This window comes from Cupriavidus sp. SHE, assembly GCF_000812445.1.
Lineage (GTDB): Bacteria > Pseudomonadota > Gammaproteobacteria > Burkholderiales > Burkholderiaceae > Cupriavidus > Cupriavidus metallidurans.
Genome location: NZ_JWMB01000048.1, coordinates 22,923 through 42,293, shown reverse-complemented (window position 1 = coordinate 42,293; position 19,371 = coordinate 22,923). Strand labels below are relative to the sequence as shown.

16 protein-coding genes are annotated in these 19,371 nt (G+C 63.5%); 9 read left to right on the top strand and 7 right to left on the bottom strand.

Annotated features, from left to right (window positions below; translation table 11 throughout):
* Window positions 1-94: 94 nt before the first annotated feature.
* From lspA to RN01_RS22910, 3 genes are all read right to left on the bottom strand, one after another.
* Window positions 95-631: a signal peptidase II gene (gene lspA, locus RN01_RS22920; protein WP_008644930.1), complete on the bottom strand. Its 537-nt coding sequence runs from the start codon at window positions 629-631 to the stop codon at window positions 95-97.
* Window positions 631-3,510, bottom strand: a complete 2,880-nt coding sequence (gene ileS, locus RN01_RS22915; protein WP_017511835.1) for an isoleucine--tRNA ligase — start codon at window positions 3,508-3,510, stop codon at window positions 631-633. The genes lspA and ileS overlap by 1 nt, the downstream gene beginning before the upstream one ends.
* A 119-nt stretch (window positions 3,511-3,629) precedes the next feature.
* Entirely contained in the window at window positions 3,630-4,613 is a 984-nt protein-coding gene (locus tag RN01_RS22910; protein WP_017511836.1) for a bifunctional riboflavin kinase/FAD synthetase, read from the bottom strand.
* Window positions 4,614-4,875: 262 nt separating this feature from the next.
* On the opposite strand from RN01_RS22910, the gene RN01_RS22905 reads away from it, so the two are divergent.
* Window positions 4,876-6,714 (top strand): hybrid sensor histidine kinase/response regulator, encoded by a 1,839-nt coding sequence (locus RN01_RS22905; RefSeq protein WP_017511837.1) that lies wholly within the window; start codon window positions 4,876-4,878, stop codon window positions 6,712-6,714.
* A gap of 65 nt (window positions 6,715-6,779) precedes the next feature.
* Here the strand turns inward: RN01_RS22905 and RN01_RS22900 are convergent, their stop codons facing one another.
* A complete protein-coding gene (locus RN01_RS22900) occupies window positions 6,780-7,439 on the bottom strand; it encodes a response regulator transcription factor (protein ID WP_011517433.1) in 660 nt (219 codons plus the stop codon).
* Between the two features lie 237 nt (window positions 7,440-7,676).
* On the opposite strand from RN01_RS22900, the gene purN reads away from it, so the two are divergent.
* The 6 genes from purN (at window position 7,677) to nadC (ending at window position 14,749) form a co-directional block, all read left to right on the top strand.
* Entirely contained in the window at window positions 7,677-8,339 is a 663-nt protein-coding gene (gene purN / locus RN01_RS22895; RefSeq protein WP_017511838.1) for a phosphoribosylglycinamide formyltransferase, read from the top strand.
* Entirely contained in the window at window positions 8,336-9,736 is a 1,401-nt protein-coding gene (locus RN01_RS22890; protein WP_011517429.1) for an RsmB/NOP family class I SAM-dependent RNA methyltransferase, read from the top strand. The genes purN and RN01_RS22890 overlap by 4 nt, the downstream gene beginning before the upstream one ends.
* Complete coding sequence (locus RN01_RS22885) at window positions 9,736-11,106, top strand: mechanosensitive ion channel family protein (protein WP_024569072.1); 1,371 nt, start codon at window positions 9,736-9,738, stop codon at window positions 11,104-11,106. Before RN01_RS22890 ends, RN01_RS22885 begins: the two co-directional genes overlap by 1 nt.
* A gap of 296 nt (window positions 11,107-11,402) precedes the next feature.
* Complete coding sequence (locus RN01_RS22880) at window positions 11,403-12,593, top strand: acyl-CoA desaturase (RefSeq protein WP_017514130.1); 1,191 nt, start codon at window positions 11,403-11,405, stop codon at window positions 12,591-12,593.
* Window positions 12,594-12,734: 141 nt separating this feature from the next.
* The gene (gene nadA, locus RN01_RS22875) at window positions 12,735-13,889 is read left to right on the top strand and encodes a quinolinate synthase NadA (RefSeq protein ID WP_017514131.1); all 1,155 of its coding nucleotides are present in this window, start codon (window positions 12,735-12,737) and stop codon (window positions 13,887-13,889) included.
* Entirely contained in the window at window positions 13,886-14,749 is an 864-nt protein-coding gene (gene nadC / locus RN01_RS22870; protein WP_017514132.1) for a carboxylating nicotinate-nucleotide diphosphorylase, read from the top strand. Before nadA ends, nadC begins: the two co-directional genes overlap by 4 nt.
* A gap of 27 nt (window positions 14,750-14,776) precedes the next feature.
* On the opposite strand, the gene nadB is transcribed toward nadC, so the two are convergent.
* The 3 genes from nadB to rpmB form a co-directional block, all read right to left on the bottom strand.
* Window positions 14,777-16,384, bottom strand: a complete 1,608-nt coding sequence (gene nadB, locus RN01_RS22865; protein ID WP_017514133.1) for an L-aspartate oxidase — start codon at window positions 16,382-16,384, stop codon at window positions 14,777-14,779.
* 181 nt (window positions 16,385-16,565) lie between these two features.
* Window positions 16,566-16,736: a 50S ribosomal protein L33 gene (gene rpmG, locus RN01_RS22860; RefSeq protein ID WP_008644909.1), complete on the bottom strand. Its 171-nt coding sequence runs from the start codon at window positions 16,734-16,736 to the stop codon at window positions 16,566-16,568.
* 13 nt (window positions 16,737-16,749) lie between these two features.
* Window positions 16,750-16,983: a 50S ribosomal protein L28 gene (rpmB, locus tag RN01_RS22855; RefSeq protein ID WP_008644908.1), complete on the bottom strand. Its 234-nt coding sequence runs from the start codon at window positions 16,981-16,983 to the stop codon at window positions 16,750-16,752.
* 382 nt (window positions 16,984-17,365) lie between these two features.
* On the opposite strand from rpmB, the gene RN01_RS22850 reads away from it, so the two are divergent.
* Both RN01_RS22850 and ispH read left to right on the top strand, forming a co-directional pair.
* The gene (locus RN01_RS22850; RefSeq protein WP_008644907.1) at window positions 17,366-17,857 is read left to right on the top strand and encodes a peptidylprolyl isomerase; all 492 of its coding nucleotides are present in this window, start codon (window positions 17,366-17,368) and stop codon (window positions 17,855-17,857) included.
* The gene (ispH, locus tag RN01_RS22845) at window positions 17,857-18,849 is read left to right on the top strand and encodes a 4-hydroxy-3-methylbut-2-enyl diphosphate reductase (RefSeq protein WP_011517422.1); all 993 of its coding nucleotides are present in this window, start codon (window positions 17,857-17,859) and stop codon (window positions 18,847-18,849) included. The genes RN01_RS22850 and ispH overlap by 1 nt, the downstream gene beginning before the upstream one ends.
* The last annotated feature ends 522 nt before the right edge of the window (window positions 18,850-19,371 follow it).

Sequence of the window (19,371 nt, the reverse complement as noted above, 5' to 3'; positions counted from 1 at the left end):
TCTGCGCATGATACCGCCGGGAGAGGCGACGCGCTGGAAGGGAAAGTTGGCTGGCGCCCTCTCCCGCTTGTGGGAGAGGGGCGTATGACAGGTGTCAGTGACGTCGCACGCGCCGCAGCTCGTCGACGATCAGCAGGATCGCTCCGAGCGTAATCGCGCAGTCCGCCACGTTGAATGCCGGGAAATGCGTGTTACGCAGATGGAAATCCAGGAAGTCGATCACGTGGCCGTGGATGATCCGGTCGACCACATTCCCCACGGCGCCACCGAGAATCAACGATACCGCCAGGCAAAACAGCTTCTGTCCCGTATGGCGATAGAGCAGCCAGATGATGAACGCGCCGACCACCACGCCCAGCAGCGTGAAGAACCAGCGCTGCCAGCCGCCCGCATCCGCGAGGAAGCTGAACGCGGCGCCCTTGTTATAGACCAGCACCAGGTTGAAGAAGCTGGTGACCGGGCGCGACTCGCCGTACTGGAACGAGCGCGTGATCACCACCTTGAAGAACTGGTCGATCATCACCACCAGCAGGGCAAAGGCCATCCACAGCCACGGCGTGACGTTGCTGCTGGCGCCCTTGCTCTTGCCGCGGGCCGGCGTCGAACGCGTCGAACGAGTGGACGATGCCATCAGGCGTGGCTCCTGTGTTCACCGGCGCCGAACAGGTTGCTGTCGCAGCGGCCGCAGATCGTCGGATGCTCGGGGTTGTGGCCCACGTCGGCGCGGTAGTGCCAGCAACGCTCGCACTTGGCGTGCTGCGACGGCGTGACCGTCACCAGCAGGTCGCCGCCTTCTGGCGCCGGCGTGACCTTGGCGGCCGACGTCAGCAGCACGAAACGCAGGTCGTCTTCCAGGCTCTGCAGCGCGGCCAGCACCGGACCGCCCGCGGCGATCGTGACTTCCGCCTGCAGCGACGAACCGATGTCGCCTTCCACGCGCACGGCTTCGAGCTGGCGCGTGACTTCGGCGCGCACGGTACGGATTTCGTGCCACTTCTGCAGCAGCGTGTCGCCGTCGTCCACCGACGGGATCGCATAGTACGTGCTCGTGAAGATCGTGTCCTTGTGCTCGGTGCCGTGGGCAAAGATCTGCCACGCTTCCTCGGCCGTGAACGTCAGGAACGGCGCCATCCAGTGCAGCATCGCCTGGGTGATGTGATACAGCGCGTTCTGCGCGCCACGGCGAGCCTTCGAGTCAGCGGCCGTGGTGTACAGGCGGTCCTTCAATACGTCCAGGTAGAAGCCGCCGAGGTCCTCGGAGCAGAACGTCTGCAGTTTGGCGACGACCGGGTGGAACTCGTAGGCCTGGTAGTGCGACAGCACCTCCTTCTGCAGGCGGTCGGTCAGCGCCACGGCGTAGCGGTCGATCTCGAGCCATTCCGAAGCCGGCAGCGCGTGCTTGGCGTGGTCGTAGTCGGTCAGGTTGGCCAGCAGGAAGCGCAGCGTGTTGCGGATGCGGCGATAGCCTTCCACCACGCGCTTCAGGATTTCGTCGGAGATCGACAGCTCGCCCGAATAGTCGGTCGATGCCACCCACAGGCGGATGATCTCGGCGCCCATCTTGTTCGAGATGTCCTGCGGCGACACTGTATTGCCGACCGACTTCGACATCTTCCGGCCTTCGCCGTCGACCGTGAAGCCGTGCGTCAGCAGTGCCTTGTAGGGCGGCTTGCCATAGAGCATCGACGCGGTCAGCAGCGACGAGTGGAACCAGCCGCGATGCTGGTCCGAGCCTTCCAGATAGAGGTCGGCAAGGCGGCCATCCGGCAGGTCGGCGGCCGGATCGTACAGCTCGTCACGGTGCGAGCCGCGGATCACGGTCCAGTGCGTGGTGCCCGAGTCGAACCACACGTCGAGCGTGTCGCGGTTCTTCTCGTACTGCGCGGCTTCGTCGCCGAGCAGGTCCTTCGGGTCGAGCGTCTGCCAGGCCTCGATGCCGTGCTTCTCCACAAGCTTGGCCACTTCCTCGAGCAGCTGAGGCGTGCGCGGGTGCAGGGCGCCCGTTTCCTTGTGGACGAAGAAGGCCATCGGCACGCCCCACTGGCGCTGGCGCGAGAGCGTCCAGTCCGGGCGGTTGGCGATCATGTTGTGCAGGCGCTGCTTGCCCCAGGCCGGGTAGAACTCGGTAGCCTCGATGCCAGCCAGCGCGGTTTCGCGCAGCGTCGGGCCGTTGTCCACCGGGTCCACGTCCATGCCCGCGAACCACTGCGACGTGGCGCGGTAGATGATCGGCGTCTTGTGACGCCAGCAGTGCATGTAGCTGTGCTCGTACTTGTGCGAGTTGAACAGGTTGCCCGACTCGCGCAGCACCTCGACGATCTTCGGATTGGCATCCCAGATCGACAGGCCGCCGAACAGCGGCAGCGTGCTGGCGTAGACACCATCGCCCATCACGGGGCTGATGATGTCCGAATCCGGCATGCCGTGCGCCTTGCACGACTGGAAGTCTTCCACGCCGTAGGCCGGCGCCGAGTGGACGATGCCGGTACCGGTGTCGGTGGTCACGTAGTCGCCCAGGTAGACCGGCGAGGTACGGACGTAGCCGGCGTCCATTTTCGCCAGCGGGTGGTGGAAGCGCACTTCGGTCAGCGCGTCACCGCGCGCCGTGGCGACGATCGTGCCTTCCAGCGCGTAGGTCTTGAGTTGTTCCTCGACGCGATCCTTGGCCAGGATCAGGAAGCCACGCGGCGTGTCGACCAGCGCGTATTCCACCTCCGGGTGCATGTTCAGCGCCTGGTTCGACGGGATGGTCCACGGGGTGGTGGTCCAGATCACGATCCAGCCCGGCTTGCCTTCTAGCTGGGCCAGCGGCACATGGAATGCGTGAGCGATCTTGTCGGTCTCGGCGAACGGGAAGCCGACGTCGATCGACAGGTCGACCTTGTCCTTGTACTCGACCTCCGCCTCGGCCAGCGCCGAGCCGCAGTCAAAGCACCAGTTGACCGGCTTCAGGCCGCGGAACACGTAGCCGCGCTCCATGATCTTGCCCAGCGCGCGAAGCTCGTCGGCCTCGTTGCTGAAGTTCATGGTCAGGTACGGGTTCTCCCAGTCGCCGAGCACGCCCAGGCGCTCGAAGTCCTTGCGCTGGCGGGCGATCTGCTCGGTGGCGTAGGCGCGCGCCTTCGACTGGACTTCCTGCACCGGGAGACCCTTGCCGAACTGCTTTTCGATCTGGATCTCGATCGGCATGCCGTGGCAGTCCCAGCCCGGCACGTAGACGGCGTCCAACCCGGTCAGGCCGCGCGCCTTGATGATCATGTCCTTCAGGACCTTGTTGACTGCGTGGCCGATGTGGATATCGCCATTGGCGTACGGCGGGCCGTCATGCAGCACGAATTTCTTGGCGCCATGGCGGGCGGCGCGGATCTTCTTGTAGAGCTGCTTGTCCTGCCATTGCTTGACCCATTGCGGCTCGCGCTTGGGCAGATCGCCGCGCATCGGGAACGGGGTATCCAGCAGATTGACCGGATACTTGCTTTTTTCAGGCTTGGCGCGTTTGTCGTCGGACATGGTTGATTCTCAAGGCAATTCGGTAGGGCGCGGCGCGTGCATGACCACCGCGCGTGTCATTCGGGGTGAGGCAGGGCGGGTCCCGGCCGCGGCTCGTTGATCGAGCGCGCTGCCGGCCGCTAGCTAATTCGGTCGGTGGCGGAGGTGGCGAAGTCGCGCCGGCCGGCATCCGGCGCGGTCTGGCCAAAGAATGCGCGCGCGTCGGCGGCATCCTTGGCGATGGCCGCGGTCAGCGCTTCGAGCGAGTCGTAGCGCTTCTCGTCACGCAGCTTCTTCATGAATTCCACCCGTATCAGCTTGCCGTACAGGTTTTCGTTGAAGTCGAAGAGGTGCACTTCCAGCAGCACGCGGCCGGCGTCCTCGACGGTCGGCCGCACGCCGATGCTGGCCACGCCGGGCACCGGGTGGTCGGCAATGCCATGCACCTGCACCACGAAGATGCCGTTCACGGCCGGGCGCTTGTGCGAGATCCGCAGGTTCAGCGTCGGAAACCCGAGGTCACGGCCGAGCTTGCGTCCATGGATCACGTGGCCGCTGATCGCGTAGCCGTGGCCGAGCAGCCGGCGCGCATGTTCCAGGTCGCCACCGGCCAGTGCCTGGCGCACGGCTGAGCTGGAGATGCGGATGCCGCCTTCGGAGACCGATCCCATCTGCTCGACGTCGAAACCGAACTGCCGGCCGGCCTCCTGCAGATAGGAGAAGTCGCCGGCGCGCTTGGCGCCGAAGCGGAAGTCGTCGCCAACCAGCACCCATCGGGCGTGGAGGCCGTGCCAGAGCACGTTCTCGACGAAAGCCTGAGGCGACTGGGCGGCGAAATGCGCATTGAAATGCTCCACCACCACGCGATCCACGCCGTTGCGGCGCAGCGCGTCGAGCTTGTCGCGCAGCAGAGCGATACGGGTGGGAGCGTGCTCGGGGGCGAAGAATTCGCGCGGATGCGGCTCGAATGTCATCACGCACAGCGGCAGGCCGCGTGCATCGGCGGCCGCGCGCGCGCGCGCGAGCAACGACTGGTGGCCGCGATGCACACCGTCGAAATTGCCGATGGTAAGCGCGCAAGGCGCCCGGCTTTCGGCATTGGGCAGACCGCGGAAGACTTTCACGAGGACGGCGGACGAGCGTTTTTGGGAAAGGGGGCATTATAAGGCGAACCACCGGATTGCCGCCCGAAAAGCCTGCCGGCCGACCAATTTGACGCGGGTCTGGCGCGCGCTTTCGACACACGCCCCCCACAAACGTGGTGCTTTTGACAAATTTGTGGGTTATTGGGGCGCCTCGCAATGGCGCGGCGCCGCAAAAATCGGCATGATATGCCCCACTTGCAACAAAATTGCGCGATTTCTGCAACGTCGGCAGACTTGTCTGATGCCAGTTGCAGCGACGAAGAACGTCGCCTTACGTGCCACGCCACACTTGAACGCGCTGCTCAACAAGATCCTGCCCCCGCCCGGGCCGCAACTGGACACCGAAACGCGAGCCAAGCTGCTCGTCACCGTTCATCGTGTCTCCCCCACGGGCATTGCATCCTCGGCCCTGCTGCCGGGACTGACCGCGTACACGTTCTGGAACGAAGCCAACCACGTGGCGCTGGTGATCTGGTGCGCCATCATGCTGCTGCTGACCATCGGCGGGATGTGGTTCTACCTCGGGTTCCAGCGCGATATGGGCAGGTTGAGCCGCTCGGCGCACACGCGCAAGTGGTGGAACAATATGCGCGCCATTGCGTTTCTGACGGGACTGACCTGGGGCAGTTCGGCGCTGCTGCATCTGTATTCGTCGTCCGTGGTGTTCTCGAGCGTGCTGTATCTGCTGACGCTGGGCGTGCTCGCCGGCGGCGCCACGTCGCAGTCGCCCATCCCATCGAACCTGGTCTTTGCCGGCGTGCCGATCCTTGTGCCGAATGTGCTGCTGGCCAACTTTGCCTTTCCGGGCCACGGCACCTATGTGCAATTGCTGCTGGCTATCTACGCGCTGATGCTGGCACGGCACTCGCTGAATCTGCAGCACACGCTGGTGCGGGCCATCCAGCTCGAATCCGAAAGCCGCCGGCTCGCCAAGCAGTTTCAGGAAGAGAAGGAACGGGCACTTCATGCCAGCGAGGAGAAATCCCGTTTCCTGGCGGCCGCGAGTCACGACCTGCGCCAGCCTGTTCATGCCCTCGTGATGCTGGTCGAAGCGTTGCGTGCGCGCAACCAATCGAGTTCGCTCCACCCGCTCGTCGAGCAGGTGGCCGCCGGGACGCAGACTATCGATCTGCTGTTCCGGTCCCTGCTTGACCTGTCCAAGCTTGAGGGGCGCAAGGTGTTGCCGACGCTGGAGCCATGCGAACTCAATTCGCTGATCCATGACGTGATGAGCCAGTTCGCCGCTGATGCGCGCGAAAGCGGTCTGACGCTGACACCACGCGTGCCTGACGAACTGTTCGTCATGGCCGAGCCGGTGCTGTTGCGGCGGGCGCTGTTCAACCTCGTGCAGAACGCGCTGCGCTATACGAAGCGCGGCGGCATTCTGGTGACCGCGCGACAGCGCCGCAAGCACGTGCGGCTGGAGGTCTGGGACACCGGTGCGGGCATCACGCCCGAGCACCTGCCGGAGATCTTCTCGCCGTACTACCAGGTTCACAATCCGCAGCGCGATCCGTCGCAGGGTCTCGGTCTGGGGCTCGCGATCTTCCGGGAATGCGTGCGTCTGATGCGCGGGACTTACGGCGTGCGCTCGGTACCGGGCAAGGGATCGGTATTCTGGTTCGCGCTGGCGCCGGTGCCCGAGGAGACCGTAGCCAGTGTTCGGGCGATGCGGGCGAATGCGCAGGCGGAAGAAGCGCGACACGATCGTTTACGTGGCACTGTGCTGGTGGTCGATGACGATAGCCAGATTCGCAAGGCGTGGATCGCCTTGATGGAGGCCTGGGGCATTCGCGTGGCATGTGCTGCGCACGGGGAAGAGGCCGACCGTCTCTTCGCCAAGGGTCTCAAGCCGGACATCATCTTCTGTGACCTGCGCTTGCCCGGCAACGAGAACGGGCTCGATTTGCTGGAGCGCTGGCAGACGTCGCAGCCTCAGGCACGCAGCGCGCTGCTGACGGGCGATCTGAAGTCCGCGGCGCTGCAGGCGGCCGAGGAGGCAGGCTACTTCGTCCTGCCGAAACCGGTAGACCCAGCGAACCTGCGCATGTTGCTGCGCCGCTGGTTGCCCACGGCATGAACCCATGAATGACAACGCCGCCTCAAGGGCGGCGTTGTCATTCATGGGTGGCGATGTTCACTGCCTCACTGGCGCAGGCGAAAACGCTCCATGCGCGACATGACCTGCATGCGCGTGCGCACGCCCAGCCGTTGCAGGATGGCGGAGACGTGTTCCTTGACGGTGTTCTCGGTCAGCCCCAGCTTGCGGGCGATGACCTTGTTCGGCAGTCCTTCGAGCACCAGCGCGAGCACCGAGCCCTGGCGCGGCGTGAGGCCGAGTTCGGCCGGCGTGACGGGAATGCCGTGGGCGGGGCCGAACGATTGCGATCGGCCGGACAAGGCCTCATCGGATGGAAAACTGGTGTCGCCGGCCAGGACCTTGCGCACGGCCGCAGTGAACGCGTTGGCGTCCAGATGCTTGCCGACGAAACCGCAGGCCGATAGCGCGCGGGCGCGGCCCACGATCTCGGGTGTGGCCTCCGCCGACATGAAGATGAATCGGGCGCCCGGGATCACGGTTTTGAACGACTGCATGGCATCGAAGCCAGTACCATCGTTCAGCCAGATGTCGAGCAGCACGATATCGGGACGGAGCCCCTGGTTCAGGGAGTGAAGGGCTTCCTTGGCGCTGCCAGCGGAATGAACGGCGACGTCGGGCATCACTTCCGCCAGGAAGGCGGTTGTGCCCGAGAGCGCCATAGGATGATCATCGACCACCAACAAAGTCGGTGCAGCGTTCAACATGCGTATTCCCGTCTAAGTTCCCGTTTCGCCCTTGTTGTCACCGTCTTTTTGTGTCGCGGCGCGTGGGCGTAGGGCCCACTCTAACAGAGCGGGTTGCGCGTCACAATCCATCACACGGGGGTAGTGGGATTGGTGGGCGCGCCTGTTTTTGTTGCCCCATGTGCGTTTGGCGGTAATTAAGTACCTAATGCGCATGGTTTGCAAGTGTTTGGACCACAGCTTGGTAGAATCGCGGCGATGAAGAATATTGTGATATTGATTTCCGGGCGTGGCTCCAACATGGAAGCGATCGTCCGGGCCTGCGCCGCCGAGAAATGGCCGGCGCGCGTGGCAGCGGTACTGTCGAACCGCCCCGATGCTTCGGGCCTGCAGTTCGCCTCGCGCCACGGTATTGCCACCGGTGTGGTGGACCACAAGCAGTTTTCCGGACGTGAGAGTTTCGACGCCGCGATGCGGGACACCATCGACGCCTATCAGCCCGACCTCGTCGTGCTGGCAGGCTTCATGCGGATCCTGACCCCTGGCTTCGTTGAGCATTACGCCGGGCGAATGCTCAACATCCATCCGTCGCTGCTGCCGAGCTTCCCCGGGTTGCATACGCACAAGCAGGCGTTGGAGGCGGGCGTCAAGCTGCATGGCGCGACAGTGCATTTCGTGACGCCAGAACTCGATCATGGTCCGATCGTGTTGCAGGCGGCACTTGATGTTCTGCCTGGCGATACACCGGAGTCGCTGGCCGATCGTTTGCTCGATAGCGAACATGTCATTTACCCGCGCGCCGTGCGCTGGTTCGTCGAAGACCGTCTGCACGTGCAGGACGGTGTCGTTCAAGTAGTTCAACCGGCCGAGCCCCAATGGTTCATGGCCATCTCGCCCCAAGCGGCAGGAAAACAGCCATGAGTCGCAATCCCGCAACTTCCCAAGACAATCGCCAGCGCTCGCGTCCGAGCAAAGGCAAGGCCAGCCCGATCCGCAAGTCGCCCAACGCCCGGCAGCAGGGCGCTGACGGCGCGCCGCGCACGCCCGGCGGCCTGCAGGCTTTCCATCTGCAACATATCGACCGACTGCTCGGCAAGGTGCTGTTGTTCGCGCGTCCGTCCGACGCGGTGGTCAGCCATTACTTCCGCGAAAACAGCAAACTTGGTCATCGTGACCGAGGCATCATCGCTGAAGCAATTTTTGCAGTGTTGCGCCGACGCGTCGAATTTGGTCAATTTGCCGAAAGTGGCACAGGTTCGGCCACGCGCCGCCTCGGGCTGCTGGGCCTGGCCGCGACGCTCGGCCGCGATGTGCTTTCGCCCTTCCTTCATCCCGACGAAGCTGTCTGGCTCGACCGTCTGACCACGATCGAGCGCTCCAGCCTGGCGCCGCGCGTGCGCGCCAACCTGCCCGAGTGGCTGTATGACGATCTGGTGGCGCGTCATGGCGAGGCATTCACTGCTGCGCTTGGCGATGCCTGGCTGCGTCCCGCGCCGCTCGACCTGCGCGTGAACACCGCCAAGTTGTCGCGTGAAGAGGCACTGGCCGAACTCCAGACGGCCGGTATCGCCGCTGAACTGGCCCCGATGGCGCCGGCTGGCATCCGCCTCAAGGGCAAGCCCGCGTTGAACCAGCTCCCGCTGTTCATCAACGGTGGCGTGGAAGTGCAGGACGAAGGCAGTCAGTTGCTGTGCCATCTGCTTGCGCCGCGTCGCGGCGAGATGGTGGTCGACTTCTGCGCGGGCGCTGGCGGCAAGACGCTGGCGCTGGGCGTGGCCATGCGCTCGACTGGGCGGCTCTATGCATTCGATGTGTCGGAGAAGCGCCTGGCCAATCTGAAGCCGCGTCTGGCTCGTAGCGGCCTGTCGAACGTGCACCCGGTGCTGATCGACTCCGAGCGCGATGCCAAGGTCAAGCGCCTGGCCGGCAAGATCGATCGCGTGCTGGTGGACGCGCCTTGCAGCGGCCTGGGTACCCTGCGCCGTAATCCCGACCTGAAGTGGCGTCAGACGCCGGAATCGGTTGTGGAACTCACCGCGAAGCAAGCGGCCATCCTCGATGCCGCGGCGAAGCTGGTGAAGGGCGGCGGCCGTGTCGTGTACGCCACGTGCAGCGTGCTGGAGGCCGAAAACGAGGCAATCATCCGTGATTTCCTGGCATCCCACGAGAATTTCCGCCTTGTGCCGGTGAGCGAAGTGCTGGCCGAGCAGAAGATCGAGGTGCCGGAGTTGCCGGCGGAAGGCGGCATGTTGGCGCTTTATCCGCATATCCATCAGACCGATGGCTTCTTCGCCGCGGTGTTGGAGCGCACGCGCTGATGGCGGATGGCACGCTGATGAACCCCGATACGCTTGCCGAGCTGAAACGTTCGCACGCGATGTTCGGCAAGATGGTTCAGGACCTGATCCACGATGCGGGCGGCCCGGGGTTTTTCTGGCAAATCGGGGTACTGGCCATTTGCCTGTTGATCGCGTGGCCGCTGTCGCGGCGCGTGGTCAAGCGGCTGGAGGTTCGCCACCAGTCGGCAAGCTTCTCGTTGCGCATGGCCGCGGTCAGCCTGGAGCGGGCGGTGTTCCCGCTCATCAGCTGGCTGCTGGTGTTGGTGGCGCGTTTCTCGCTGGAATCGCTGATCCCGATCAGCGTTCTGCGGCTGGCGCTGGTGCCGCTGTTCGGCATCACCTCGTTGTATGTGACGTTCTACATCCTCCGGCGCGTGATATCGGGACATGGCCAGCTTCACGGCATGCTTGTGCTGGTGGAGAAGGTACTGACGACCCTGACGTGGATCGCCATGGGTTTGTACGTGCTTGGCGTGCTGCCGGACGTGGTCGCATGGATGCGGGACGTGCGGTTCTCGATTGGCGGCAAGCAGCACATCAACCTGGCCGATTCGCTGATGGCCATGGTCTGGATTCTCCTGACCGTGCTGGTGGCGATGTGGTTTGGTTCGTGGCTGGAAGAGCGCCTGATGCGTGCGACCACGCTCGATTCGAACCTGAAGGTCGTGCTGACGCGCATCACCAAGGCGCTGCTGTTGCTGGTGTCGTTGCTGCTGAGCCTGTCGCTGGTGGGCATCGACCTGACCGTGCTCTCGGTGTTTGGCGGCGCACTGGGTGTCGGCCTCGGTCTTGGCCTGCAGAAGATCGCCAGCAACTACATATCGGGCTTCATCATTCTGCTCGACCGCTCGGTCAAGCTTGGCGACCAGATCACGGTCGACAAGTACACCGGCATCGTGTCGCAGATTCGCACGCGCTACACCGTTGTGCGCAATGGCGACGGCGAGACGCTTGTGCCGAATGAGCAACTTGTGGCCCAGTCAGTGCAAAACCATTCGTTCTCTGGAACGAATGTGCGCGTGGCTACACGGGTGCAAGCGGACTATGCCGCCGATCCGGAAATGGTGATCGGGTTGCTGCAGGACTGTGTGCGCAATTTGCCACGTGTACTCGAAACGCCGGCACCCGCCACGTTCCTGGTGATGTTTGCTGACAGCGGCATCGAGTACGAAACTGCCGTCTACATCGCGGATCCACAGAACGGCAAGCTTGGCGTGCAGTCGGCGATGAACCGGGCCATCTGGCGCGCGTTTCACGAAAATGGCATTTCGATCCCATATCCGCAGCGCGAGGTGCGGATGCTGAATCCGGCGACGCCACTTGTCGTGGCGGATGCCGCACAGGATTGAACGTTTCCCGCGCCAGCCGCTCAAAGTCGGGGAAAAAGCGGATGTCTGACCCGCGCCGATCCGGTAGAATATCGGGTTGAACGCGGGTTGCAGACCAACCCGTAAGCCCCCACTTCCAGACAACCGCCAGATTGCAGCGGTTCGTGCCTCGGCCCGGCTCCTGCCACCTACGCAGGATTGCGCCAGCGCCAGAAAGCTATCGCAATCGTTGAATTTGCAGTCTTTTTTCTGCGCGTTTGGTGCGTTGCATGGTAGTGCCGCACTGCATCCCTCGTTTTTTAGACGGAGAACACAGTTTGTTCGACTCAATTCTTGATTGGGCCGCCAACGGCCTCGCCAACTGGTCCTGGTGGGAGATCGTGATCTACACGCTCGTGATGACGCACATCACGATCGCCGGCGTGACTATTTTCCTGCACCGCTGCATGGCGCACCGGTCGCTGGACCTGCATCCGATCGCCCAGCATTTCTTCCGTTTCTGGCTGTGGATGACCACGGGCATGGTGACCAAGGAGTGGACCGCGATTCACCGCAAGCACCACGCCAAGTGCGAAACCGAAGACGATCCGCACAGCCCGCAGACCCGCGGCATCCGCAAGGTGCTGCTGGAAGGCGCCGAGTTGTATCGCGCCGAGGCCAAGAATAAGGAAACCGTCACCAAGTTCGGTCACGGCACGCCCGATGACTGGATCGAGCGCAATCTGTACTCGCGCTTCTCCTGGCAAGGCGTGGCGCTGATGCTGATCATCGACCTGGCCCTGTTCGGCCTGGTCGGCATGTCCGTGTGGGCGGTGCAGATGCTCTGGATCCCGATCCATGCCGCCGGCATCATCAATGGCCTGGGCCACTACTGGGGCTATCGCAACTACGACTGCGAAGACGCATCGACCAACGTGTCGCCGTGGGGCTTCATCATCGGTGGTGAAGAGCTGCACAACAACCATCACACCTATCCGACGTCGGCCAAGTTCTCGATCAAGTGGTACGAGATCGACGTGGGCTGGTGGTACATCCGCGCGATGCAGTCGGTGGGCTTGGCCAAGGTCAAGAAGATCCCGCCCAAGGCTCGCCTGGTGGAGGCCCGTCCGGTGGATCACAACACGCTGGAAGCGATCATCGCTAACCGCTACGACGTGATGGCTCGCTATGCCAAGACGCTGAAGTCCGCCTACAAGGATGAACTGCGCAAGCACAAGGAAGGCAACACGCCCGAGTACTCGAGCTTCAAGCCGGCCCGCAAGTGGTTCCACCGCGAGGAAACCAAGCTGGCTGCGCCGCAACGTCAGCAATTGGCGACCATCGTCGAGCAAAACAAGATGCTGAGCACGTTCGTGGAAATGCGCCGCGAACTGGCTGTGATCTGGGGCCGCTCGAACCTGACTCGCGAGCAACTGCTGGCTCAGCTGCAGGCTTGGTGCCATCGCGCTGAAGCCAGCGGGATCCAGGCGCTGCAGGAGTTTTCGCTGCGCCTGCGCCGGTACGCCTGATACAATCGCCGACGCGCCCGTCATGGCTACAAAGCCCCGCCCCAGGCGGGGCTTTTCTTTTGGCTAAACTTCTCCATGTGATGGCACAGACCGCGCGTCCACAGCGCGGCAGCCAACGGTGCGCCGAGGAGTACTGCAGAGATGACCCCACAAACGATCAAGAGCGTCGAGTTCGAGAAGCCGAACCTGACGGACCCTGACGCGGCCGCCGGTGGTAGCTGCGTCGCGCACGCCTGGGCCAAGGTGCCCCCGGCGCTGACACCCGATGAGCGCCAGGCGCTCAAGTCCCGCATTCGCAAGTTGTTGAAAGAGCGCAATGCGGTGCTGGTGGCGCATTACTACGTCGATGCCGACCTGCAGGATCTTGCCGAGGAAACCGGCGGCTGCGTGTCCGATTCGCTGGAAATGGCCCGTTTCGGGCGCGATCACGAGGCCAAGACGCTCGTGGTGGCCGGCGTGCGATTCATGGGCGAGACCGCCAAGATCCTGAGCCCCGAGAAGACGATCCTGATGCCGGATCTGGACGCCACCTGCTCGCTGGACCTGGGCTGCCCGGCCGACGATTTCGCGGCATTTTGTGATGCGCACCCGGATCGCACCGTGGTGGTCTATGCCAACACCAGCGCGGCGGTGAAGGCGCGCGCCGACTGGATGGTGACGTCGAGCATTGGCCTGAAGATCGTCGAGCATCTGCACGCGCGCGGCGAGAAGATCCTGTGGGCACCGGACAAGCATCTGGGCAGCTACATCCAGCAGCAGACCGGCGCCGATATGCTGCTGTGGCAGGGCTCGTGCCTGGTGCACGACGAGTTCAAGGGTATCGAACTCGATCTGCTGCGCCGCGAGCATCCGAAGGCCAAGATCCTGGTCCACCCGGAATCGCCGGCCAACGTGGTTGCGCAGGCTGATGTGGTTGGCTCGACCAGCCAGCTGATCGCCGCGGCCCAGCAGTTGGACGCCAACGAATTCATCGTCGCCACCGATAACGGCATCCTGCACAAGATGCGCATGGCCGCGCCGGGCAAGATGTTCATCGAGGCCCCGACCGCCGGCAACAGCGCCACCTGCAAGAGCTGCGCGCATTGCCCGTGGATGGCCATGAATGCGCTGACCAACCTGGCCGAAGTCCTCGAGACCGGCCGCAACGAAATTCACGTCGACGCCGACATCGGACGACGCGCCGTAACGTGTATCAACCGGATGCTCGATTTCGCCGCGCAGCAGAAAGCCAATGTTCGCCCCGCAGCCGATCTCGCCAAGGAATCGGCACTGTTCAGCGGAGTCGGCCCGGCATGAGCGTGAATTCCGTATTCGATAGCTACGGCCCCGCGCTGCGTGTGGCGGTGGCCGCCAACGTCAAGGCGGCGATTGCCGAGGATGTGGGGACTGGTGACCTGACCGGTCTGCTGGTGCCGGCCGACAAGCCCGTGCACGCCCGCGTGATTGTTCGCGAAGCTGCCGTGCTATGCGGTCGCCCGTGGTTCGACGCCTGCATGCAAGCCATCGACGAGAGGCTGCAGGTAACGTGGCAAAAGGACGAGGGCGTGCGTCTGGCGCCGGACGACGTGGTCTGCGAAATCACCGGGCCGGCACGCGCGTTGCTGACCGCCGAGCGGCCATCGCTGAATTTCCTGCAACTGCTCTCCGGCGTGGCGTCGGCCACTCGCCGTTACGCCGATCTGATCGCCGATACGCGCGCACGCGTGCTCGATACGCGCAAGACGCTGCCGGGCCTGCGGCTTGCGCAGAAGTATGCGGTGAGGATCGGAGGCGGGGAGAACCAGCGCCTGGCGCTATACGACGGCATCCTGATCAAGGAGAACCACATCGCGGCAGCGGGCGGTATCGCGGCGGCGATGGAAGCGGCGCTGGCGCTTGGCACCGATGCTTCGATCCAGATCGAGGTTGAATCGATCGCCGAACTGGAAGAGGCGCTGGCGGCAGGCGCGAAGTCCGTGCTGATCGACAACTTCTCGCTGGAAATGATGCGAGAGGCCGTGACGATCAACCGCGAGCGCGCGCTGCTCGAGGTGTCGGGCGGGGTGAACTACGAAACGATTCGCCGTTTCGCCGAAACCGGCGTCGACCGGATCTCGGTCGGCGCCCTCACCAAGGATGTGCGCGCGACCGATTATTCGCTGCGCATCGTCGGCTGAATCTGGTCCTGGGCTGTCGCCGGAGGCTCAGACCTTCCGGCGGCTTGCCGCGCGGCCCGTCAGCGGTTGCAGCACGGTAGGCAGCGCCTTCGGCAGCGTTTCCGGATAGTCACGGCTGAAGTGCAGGCCACGGCTTTCGTGGCGCGAGTAGGCGCTGTCGACGATCAGCGACGCCACTTCCACCAGGTTGCGCAATTCCAACAGATCGCGGGTAACGCGGAAATTCGCGTAGTACTCGGCGATCTCCTCGCGCAGCATGCCGATCCGATGCTGCGCGCGCTCCAGCCGCTTGTCGGTGCGCACGATGCCGACGTAGTTCCACATCAGGCGGCGCAGCTCATCCCAGTTGTGCGAGACGACGACTTCCTCGTCGGCATCCGATACGCGGCTCTCGTCCCAGGCCGGCAGCGTGATGTCCGGCGCGTCGGCCTTGCCTTGCGAGGCAATGTCCGCAGCCGCGGCACGGCCGATCACCATGCATTCGAGCAGCGAGTTCGACGCCAGGCGGTTGGCGCCGTGCAGGCCCGTGCAGCCCGTCTCGCCAACCGCGTAGAGATTGCCGAGATCGGTGCGGCCCGCCGTATCGGTGACCACGCCACCACAGGTGTAGTGCGCGGCCGGCACCACGGGAATCGGCTCGCGTGCGATATCGATGCCGAGTTCCAGGCAGCGGGCGTAGATCGTCGGGAAGTGTTCCTTGAGGAACGACACGGGCTGGTGCGTGATGTCGAGATACACGCAATCCAGGCCGCGCTTCTTCATTTCGAAGTCGATGGCGCGGGCTACCACGTCACGCGGCGCCAGTTCGGCGCGGGCGTCATGCTCGGGCATGAAGCGCGTGCCATCCGGCAGCCTCAGCAGGCCGCCTTCGCCGCGCACGGCTTCCGAGATCAGGAACGACTTCGCGTAGGGGTGATAGAGGCAGGTCGGATGGAACTGGATGAATTCCATGTTCGACACCCGGCAGCCCGCGCGCCAGGCCATGGCGATGCCGTCGCCGGTAGCCGTATCGGGGTTGGTCGTATAGAGGTAGACCTTGCCCGCGCCGCCGGCGGCCAGCACCGTATGCGTGGCCGTGAGCGTGCGCACTTCGCCCGTTTCCGCATTGAGCACGTACAGGCCATAGCAGCGGTTGCCGGGCAGCCCGAGCTTGGCGGACGTGATCAGATCGACCGCGAACTGGTCTTCGAGGATCGTGATGTTCGGATGCTGGCGGGCCTGCTCGGCCAGCGTGGTCACCACCGCATGGCCCGTGGCGTCGGCAACGTGGATGATGCGGCGGCGGCTATGCCCGCCTTCGCGGGTGAGGTGGAAGCCGAGTTCGGCCTGTTCGTCGCGCGTGAACGGCACCCCGCGGTCGATCAGCCATTGGATCGCTTCGCGGCCATGCTCCACGATGAAGCGCGTCGCATCCTCGTCGCAAAGTCCGGCACCTGCAACCAGCGTGTCCTGCGTGTGTTCGTCGTGACTATCGCCCGAGTCGAGCACCGCGGCGATTCCGCCCTGGGCCCAATCGCTTGCCCCCGTTGTCATGGCGCGTTTGCTGAGGATGACAACCCGGTGGGTATCGGCAAGCTGCAAAGCGACGGTAAGGCCGGCCAGCCCGCTGCCGACGATCGCGACGTCGTAGTTCATGGTGCAGGGATCGCGCGAGGGCGAAAGAGCGTTGGGGGAAAGCTCGCAAGTCTACACCCACCTGCACCAGACTGTTACACCTTCCCCTTGGCCGGCAAGGTTTGGCGGCGATTGCCGGACGGCCGCCCAGAAACAAAAAGCCCCGCTAGTGCGGGGCTTTTGGCTGAAGACCGTAGATCAATTACTTGATCTTGGTTTCCTTGTAAGGCACATGCTTACGGGCGACGGGATCGAACTTCGAGATCTCCATCTTTTCCGGCATGGTGCGCTTGTTTTTGGTGGTCGTGTAGAAATGACCGGTACCTGCGGTCGATTCCAGCTTGATCTTGTCGCGTCCGCCTTTGCTGGCCATGGTGTACTCCTAATTAGACTTCGCCGCGTGCGCGCAGGTCTGCGAGCACGGCGTCGATGCCTTTCTTGTCGATCAGGCGCAGACCGGCGTTCGAGACGCGCAGGCTCACCCAGCGGTTTTCCGATTCAACGAAGAAGCGGCGGTTCTGCAGGTTGGGCAGAAAACGGCGCTTGGTCTTGTTGTTTGCGTGGGAAACGTTGTTGCCGACCATCGGCGCTTTCCCGGTCACTTGACAGACGCGTGCCATGAAGCACTCCTAAATCTTATTCGTGGACAATGTTCGCAACAGATCAACAAAAGGCGCGCGGGCCCGGACTGCAGCGGATTGGTACTTCAGCGAAACGAACATTATAGACCGGAAACGAGCGACGAATCAATGCCTTCCGACAGATTCGGAAGCGGGCCGTTGCATCGTGCTGCTTGCGTCACGTCATGGGCTGACGGATGGGCCGGTCATGTTCTGCCGTCGACCGGAGATCGACGGGGCCCACAATGTAACGGCCCCGGCGAGTGCTGTCCAGTCTCTTCCGGGATGTGTTTCCTCAAGGTTTTCCGAGTTGCCAGCGCGAGCAGCCCAACGGCGGATGGTCTAGTCGCATACAATGGCGGCTGTTGACCGGTTGACTCCCATGACTTTGCAATCTACTGCGGCCCAGGCCGAACGTGACGCCGCGCCTGCGCGCAAGACCGTCCAGGCAGACTCCTTCCTGACGCTTCATTACAGCATCGCCCTCGAAAACGGCACCGAAGTGGTGAGCACGTTCGAGGAAAAGCCCGCCACGCTGCTGCTTGGCCAGGGTCAGCTCGTTCCGACGCTGGAACAGGCGCTGCTGGGGATGGCCGAAGGCGAGCGCACCCTCTATCGCCTGGCCCCCGAACAGGCGTTCGGCCCGCGCAATCCTGAACTGCTGCAATGGGTCTCGCTGGCCACGCTGCGCGAGAACAGCTCGTTCGAGGAAGACTACGCGCCGGGCGACCTTGTCGAATTCAACGCGCCCGGCGGCGGCAAGTACGCCGGCGTGCTCAAGGAGTACGGCGAGACCGCCGCGCTTTTCGATTTCAACCACCCGCTGGCCGGACAGGCAATTCTGTTCGACGTCCAGCTGATCGGAATTCTCTGATGTCTGCCGTTGTAACGGAACGCAGCATGACCGAAACCACTGTCCCTGCCGATGCCGAGATCCTGATGGCGCAGCCGCGCGGCTTCTGCGCGGGCGTCGATCGTGCGATCGAAATCGTCGAACGCGCGCTGTCGCGGTTCGGCGCCCCTATCTATGTGCGCCACGAGATCGTCCACAACGCCTATGTGGTGGCCGACCTGCGCAAGAAAGGCGCGATCTTCGTCGACGAGCTCGACGAAGTGCCGCAGGGCTCGACGGTTATCTTCAGCGCCCATGGCGTATCGAAGGAAGTGCGCGCCGACGCCACCGCGCGAGGCCTGACCGTTTTCGATGCCACCTGCCCGCTGGTGACCAAGGTGCACGTGGAAGTCGGCAAGATGCGCGGCGAGGGTTGCGAGATCATCATGATCGGCCACCGGGGCCACCCCGAAGTGGAAGGCACCATGGGCCAATCCGAACACGGGATGTTGCTGGTGGAATCGGTGGACGACGTGAATCGTCTGGTCGTTGCCGATCCGCAACAGCTGGCCTACGTCACGCAGACCACGCTGTCGGTGGACGAAACCGCCGAGATCGTGGCCGCGCTCAAGGTCCGCTTCCCGCAGATCCGCGAGCCGAAGAAGCAGGACATCTGCTACGCGACGCAGAACCGCCAGGACGCCGTGAAGTTCATGGTGCCGCAGGTGGAAGTGGTGATCGTGGTGGGCAGCCCGAACAGCTCGAACTCGAACCGCCTGCGCGAACTGGCCGACCGTCTGGGCGTGCCAGCGTACATGGTGGACGATCCGGAACAGCTCAAGCCGGAATGGGTGACTGGCAAGCGCCGCATCGGCCTGACGGCTGGCGCCTCGGCGCCCGAGGCGCTCGCCCAGGCAATCGTCGAGCGTCTGCGGACCTTCGGTGTCAAGAGCGTGCGTGCGCTCGAGGGCGTGGAAGAGAACATGTCGTTCCCGCTGCCGCGCGGCCTGGCCAGCGTGTCGGTCCAGTCCTGATCCTGAAGTCCTGAGTTCCCGAGGCCGGGCGCTCTGCCTGCCTCGTCCCTGCCGGACACCTCACGCGCACGCGTGACGGTGTCCGCGCCGAAATCCCTCCCCAGCAATTCGCACCGCCTTTCTCCCGCCCATGATTGGTGCTTGGGTGTCATTCCGCACGTTCGTTGCCGCCGCGCATTTGTTCCTCGTCCAATACTTCTGTAATAGCCGTTTCTTTATTAATACGTTTCTCGCGTGTCTATACACGCAGACAATACAGGGTAATCCCCGATGCTGGGGTTTTCCCTATTTTGGGGCGGCGACATATTCTGCACATTAGAGAGGCAATCTTGCATTTGAAATGAAATGCCTAATTAATAGTTGGTGATTATAGGTGGCTCCGGCAATGCTTATACGGCGGTGCCGCCTGGCTAGGCGGGGGCTGGGCACGATTCTTGTAAGGGTATGTGACGGGTCTGCCAAGTGAGCGGAGATTGCCCCATTTTGTGCATTGGGGAAATTCCCTAGCTCATTTGGCGGGTA

Coding starts and splice junctions, on each gene's coding strand:
- RN01_RS22905 (WP_017511837.1), top strand. CDS start 4,876: ATGCCAGTTGCAGCGACGAAGAACGTCGCCTTACGTGCCACGCCACAC.
- RN01_RS22885 (WP_024569072.1), top strand. CDS start 9,736: ATGGCGGATGGCACGCTGATGAACCCCGATACGCTTGCCGAGCTGAAA.
- nadC (WP_017514132.1), top strand. CDS start 13,886: ATGAGCGTGAATTCCGTATTCGATAGCTACGGCCCCGCGCTGCGTGTG.
- nadB (WP_017514133.1), bottom strand. CDS start 16,384: ATGAACTACGACGTCGCGATCGTCGGCAGCGGGCTGGCCGGCCTTACC.
- purN (WP_017511838.1), top strand. CDS start 7,677: ATGAAGAATATTGTGATATTGATTTCCGGGCGTGGCTCCAACATGGAA.
- rpmG (WP_008644909.1), bottom strand. CDS start 16,736: ATGGCCAGCAAAGGCGGACGCGACAAGATCAAGCTGGAATCGACCGCA.
- RN01_RS22890 (WP_011517429.1), top strand. CDS start 8,336: ATGAGTCGCAATCCCGCAACTTCCCAAGACAATCGCCAGCGCTCGCGT.
- ileS (WP_017511835.1), bottom strand. CDS start 3,510: ATGTCCGACGACAAACGCGCCAAGCCTGAAAAAAGCAAGTATCCGGTC.
- RN01_RS22850 (WP_008644907.1), top strand. CDS start 17,366: ATGACTTTGCAATCTACTGCGGCCCAGGCCGAACGTGACGCCGCGCCT.
- lspA (WP_008644930.1), bottom strand. CDS start 631: ATGGCATCGTCCACTCGTTCGACGCGTTCGACGCCGGCCCGCGGCAAG.
- RN01_RS22900 (WP_011517433.1), bottom strand. CDS start 7,439: ATGTTGAACGCTGCACCGACTTTGTTGGTGGTCGATGATCATCCTATG.
- ispH (WP_011517422.1), top strand. CDS start 17,857: ATGTCTGCCGTTGTAACGGAACGCAGCATGACCGAAACCACTGTCCCT.
- rpmB (WP_008644908.1), bottom strand. CDS start 16,983: ATGGCACGCGTCTGTCAAGTGACCGGGAAAGCGCCGATGGTCGGCAAC.
- nadA (WP_017514131.1), top strand. CDS start 12,735: ATGACCCCACAAACGATCAAGAGCGTCGAGTTCGAGAAGCCGAACCTG.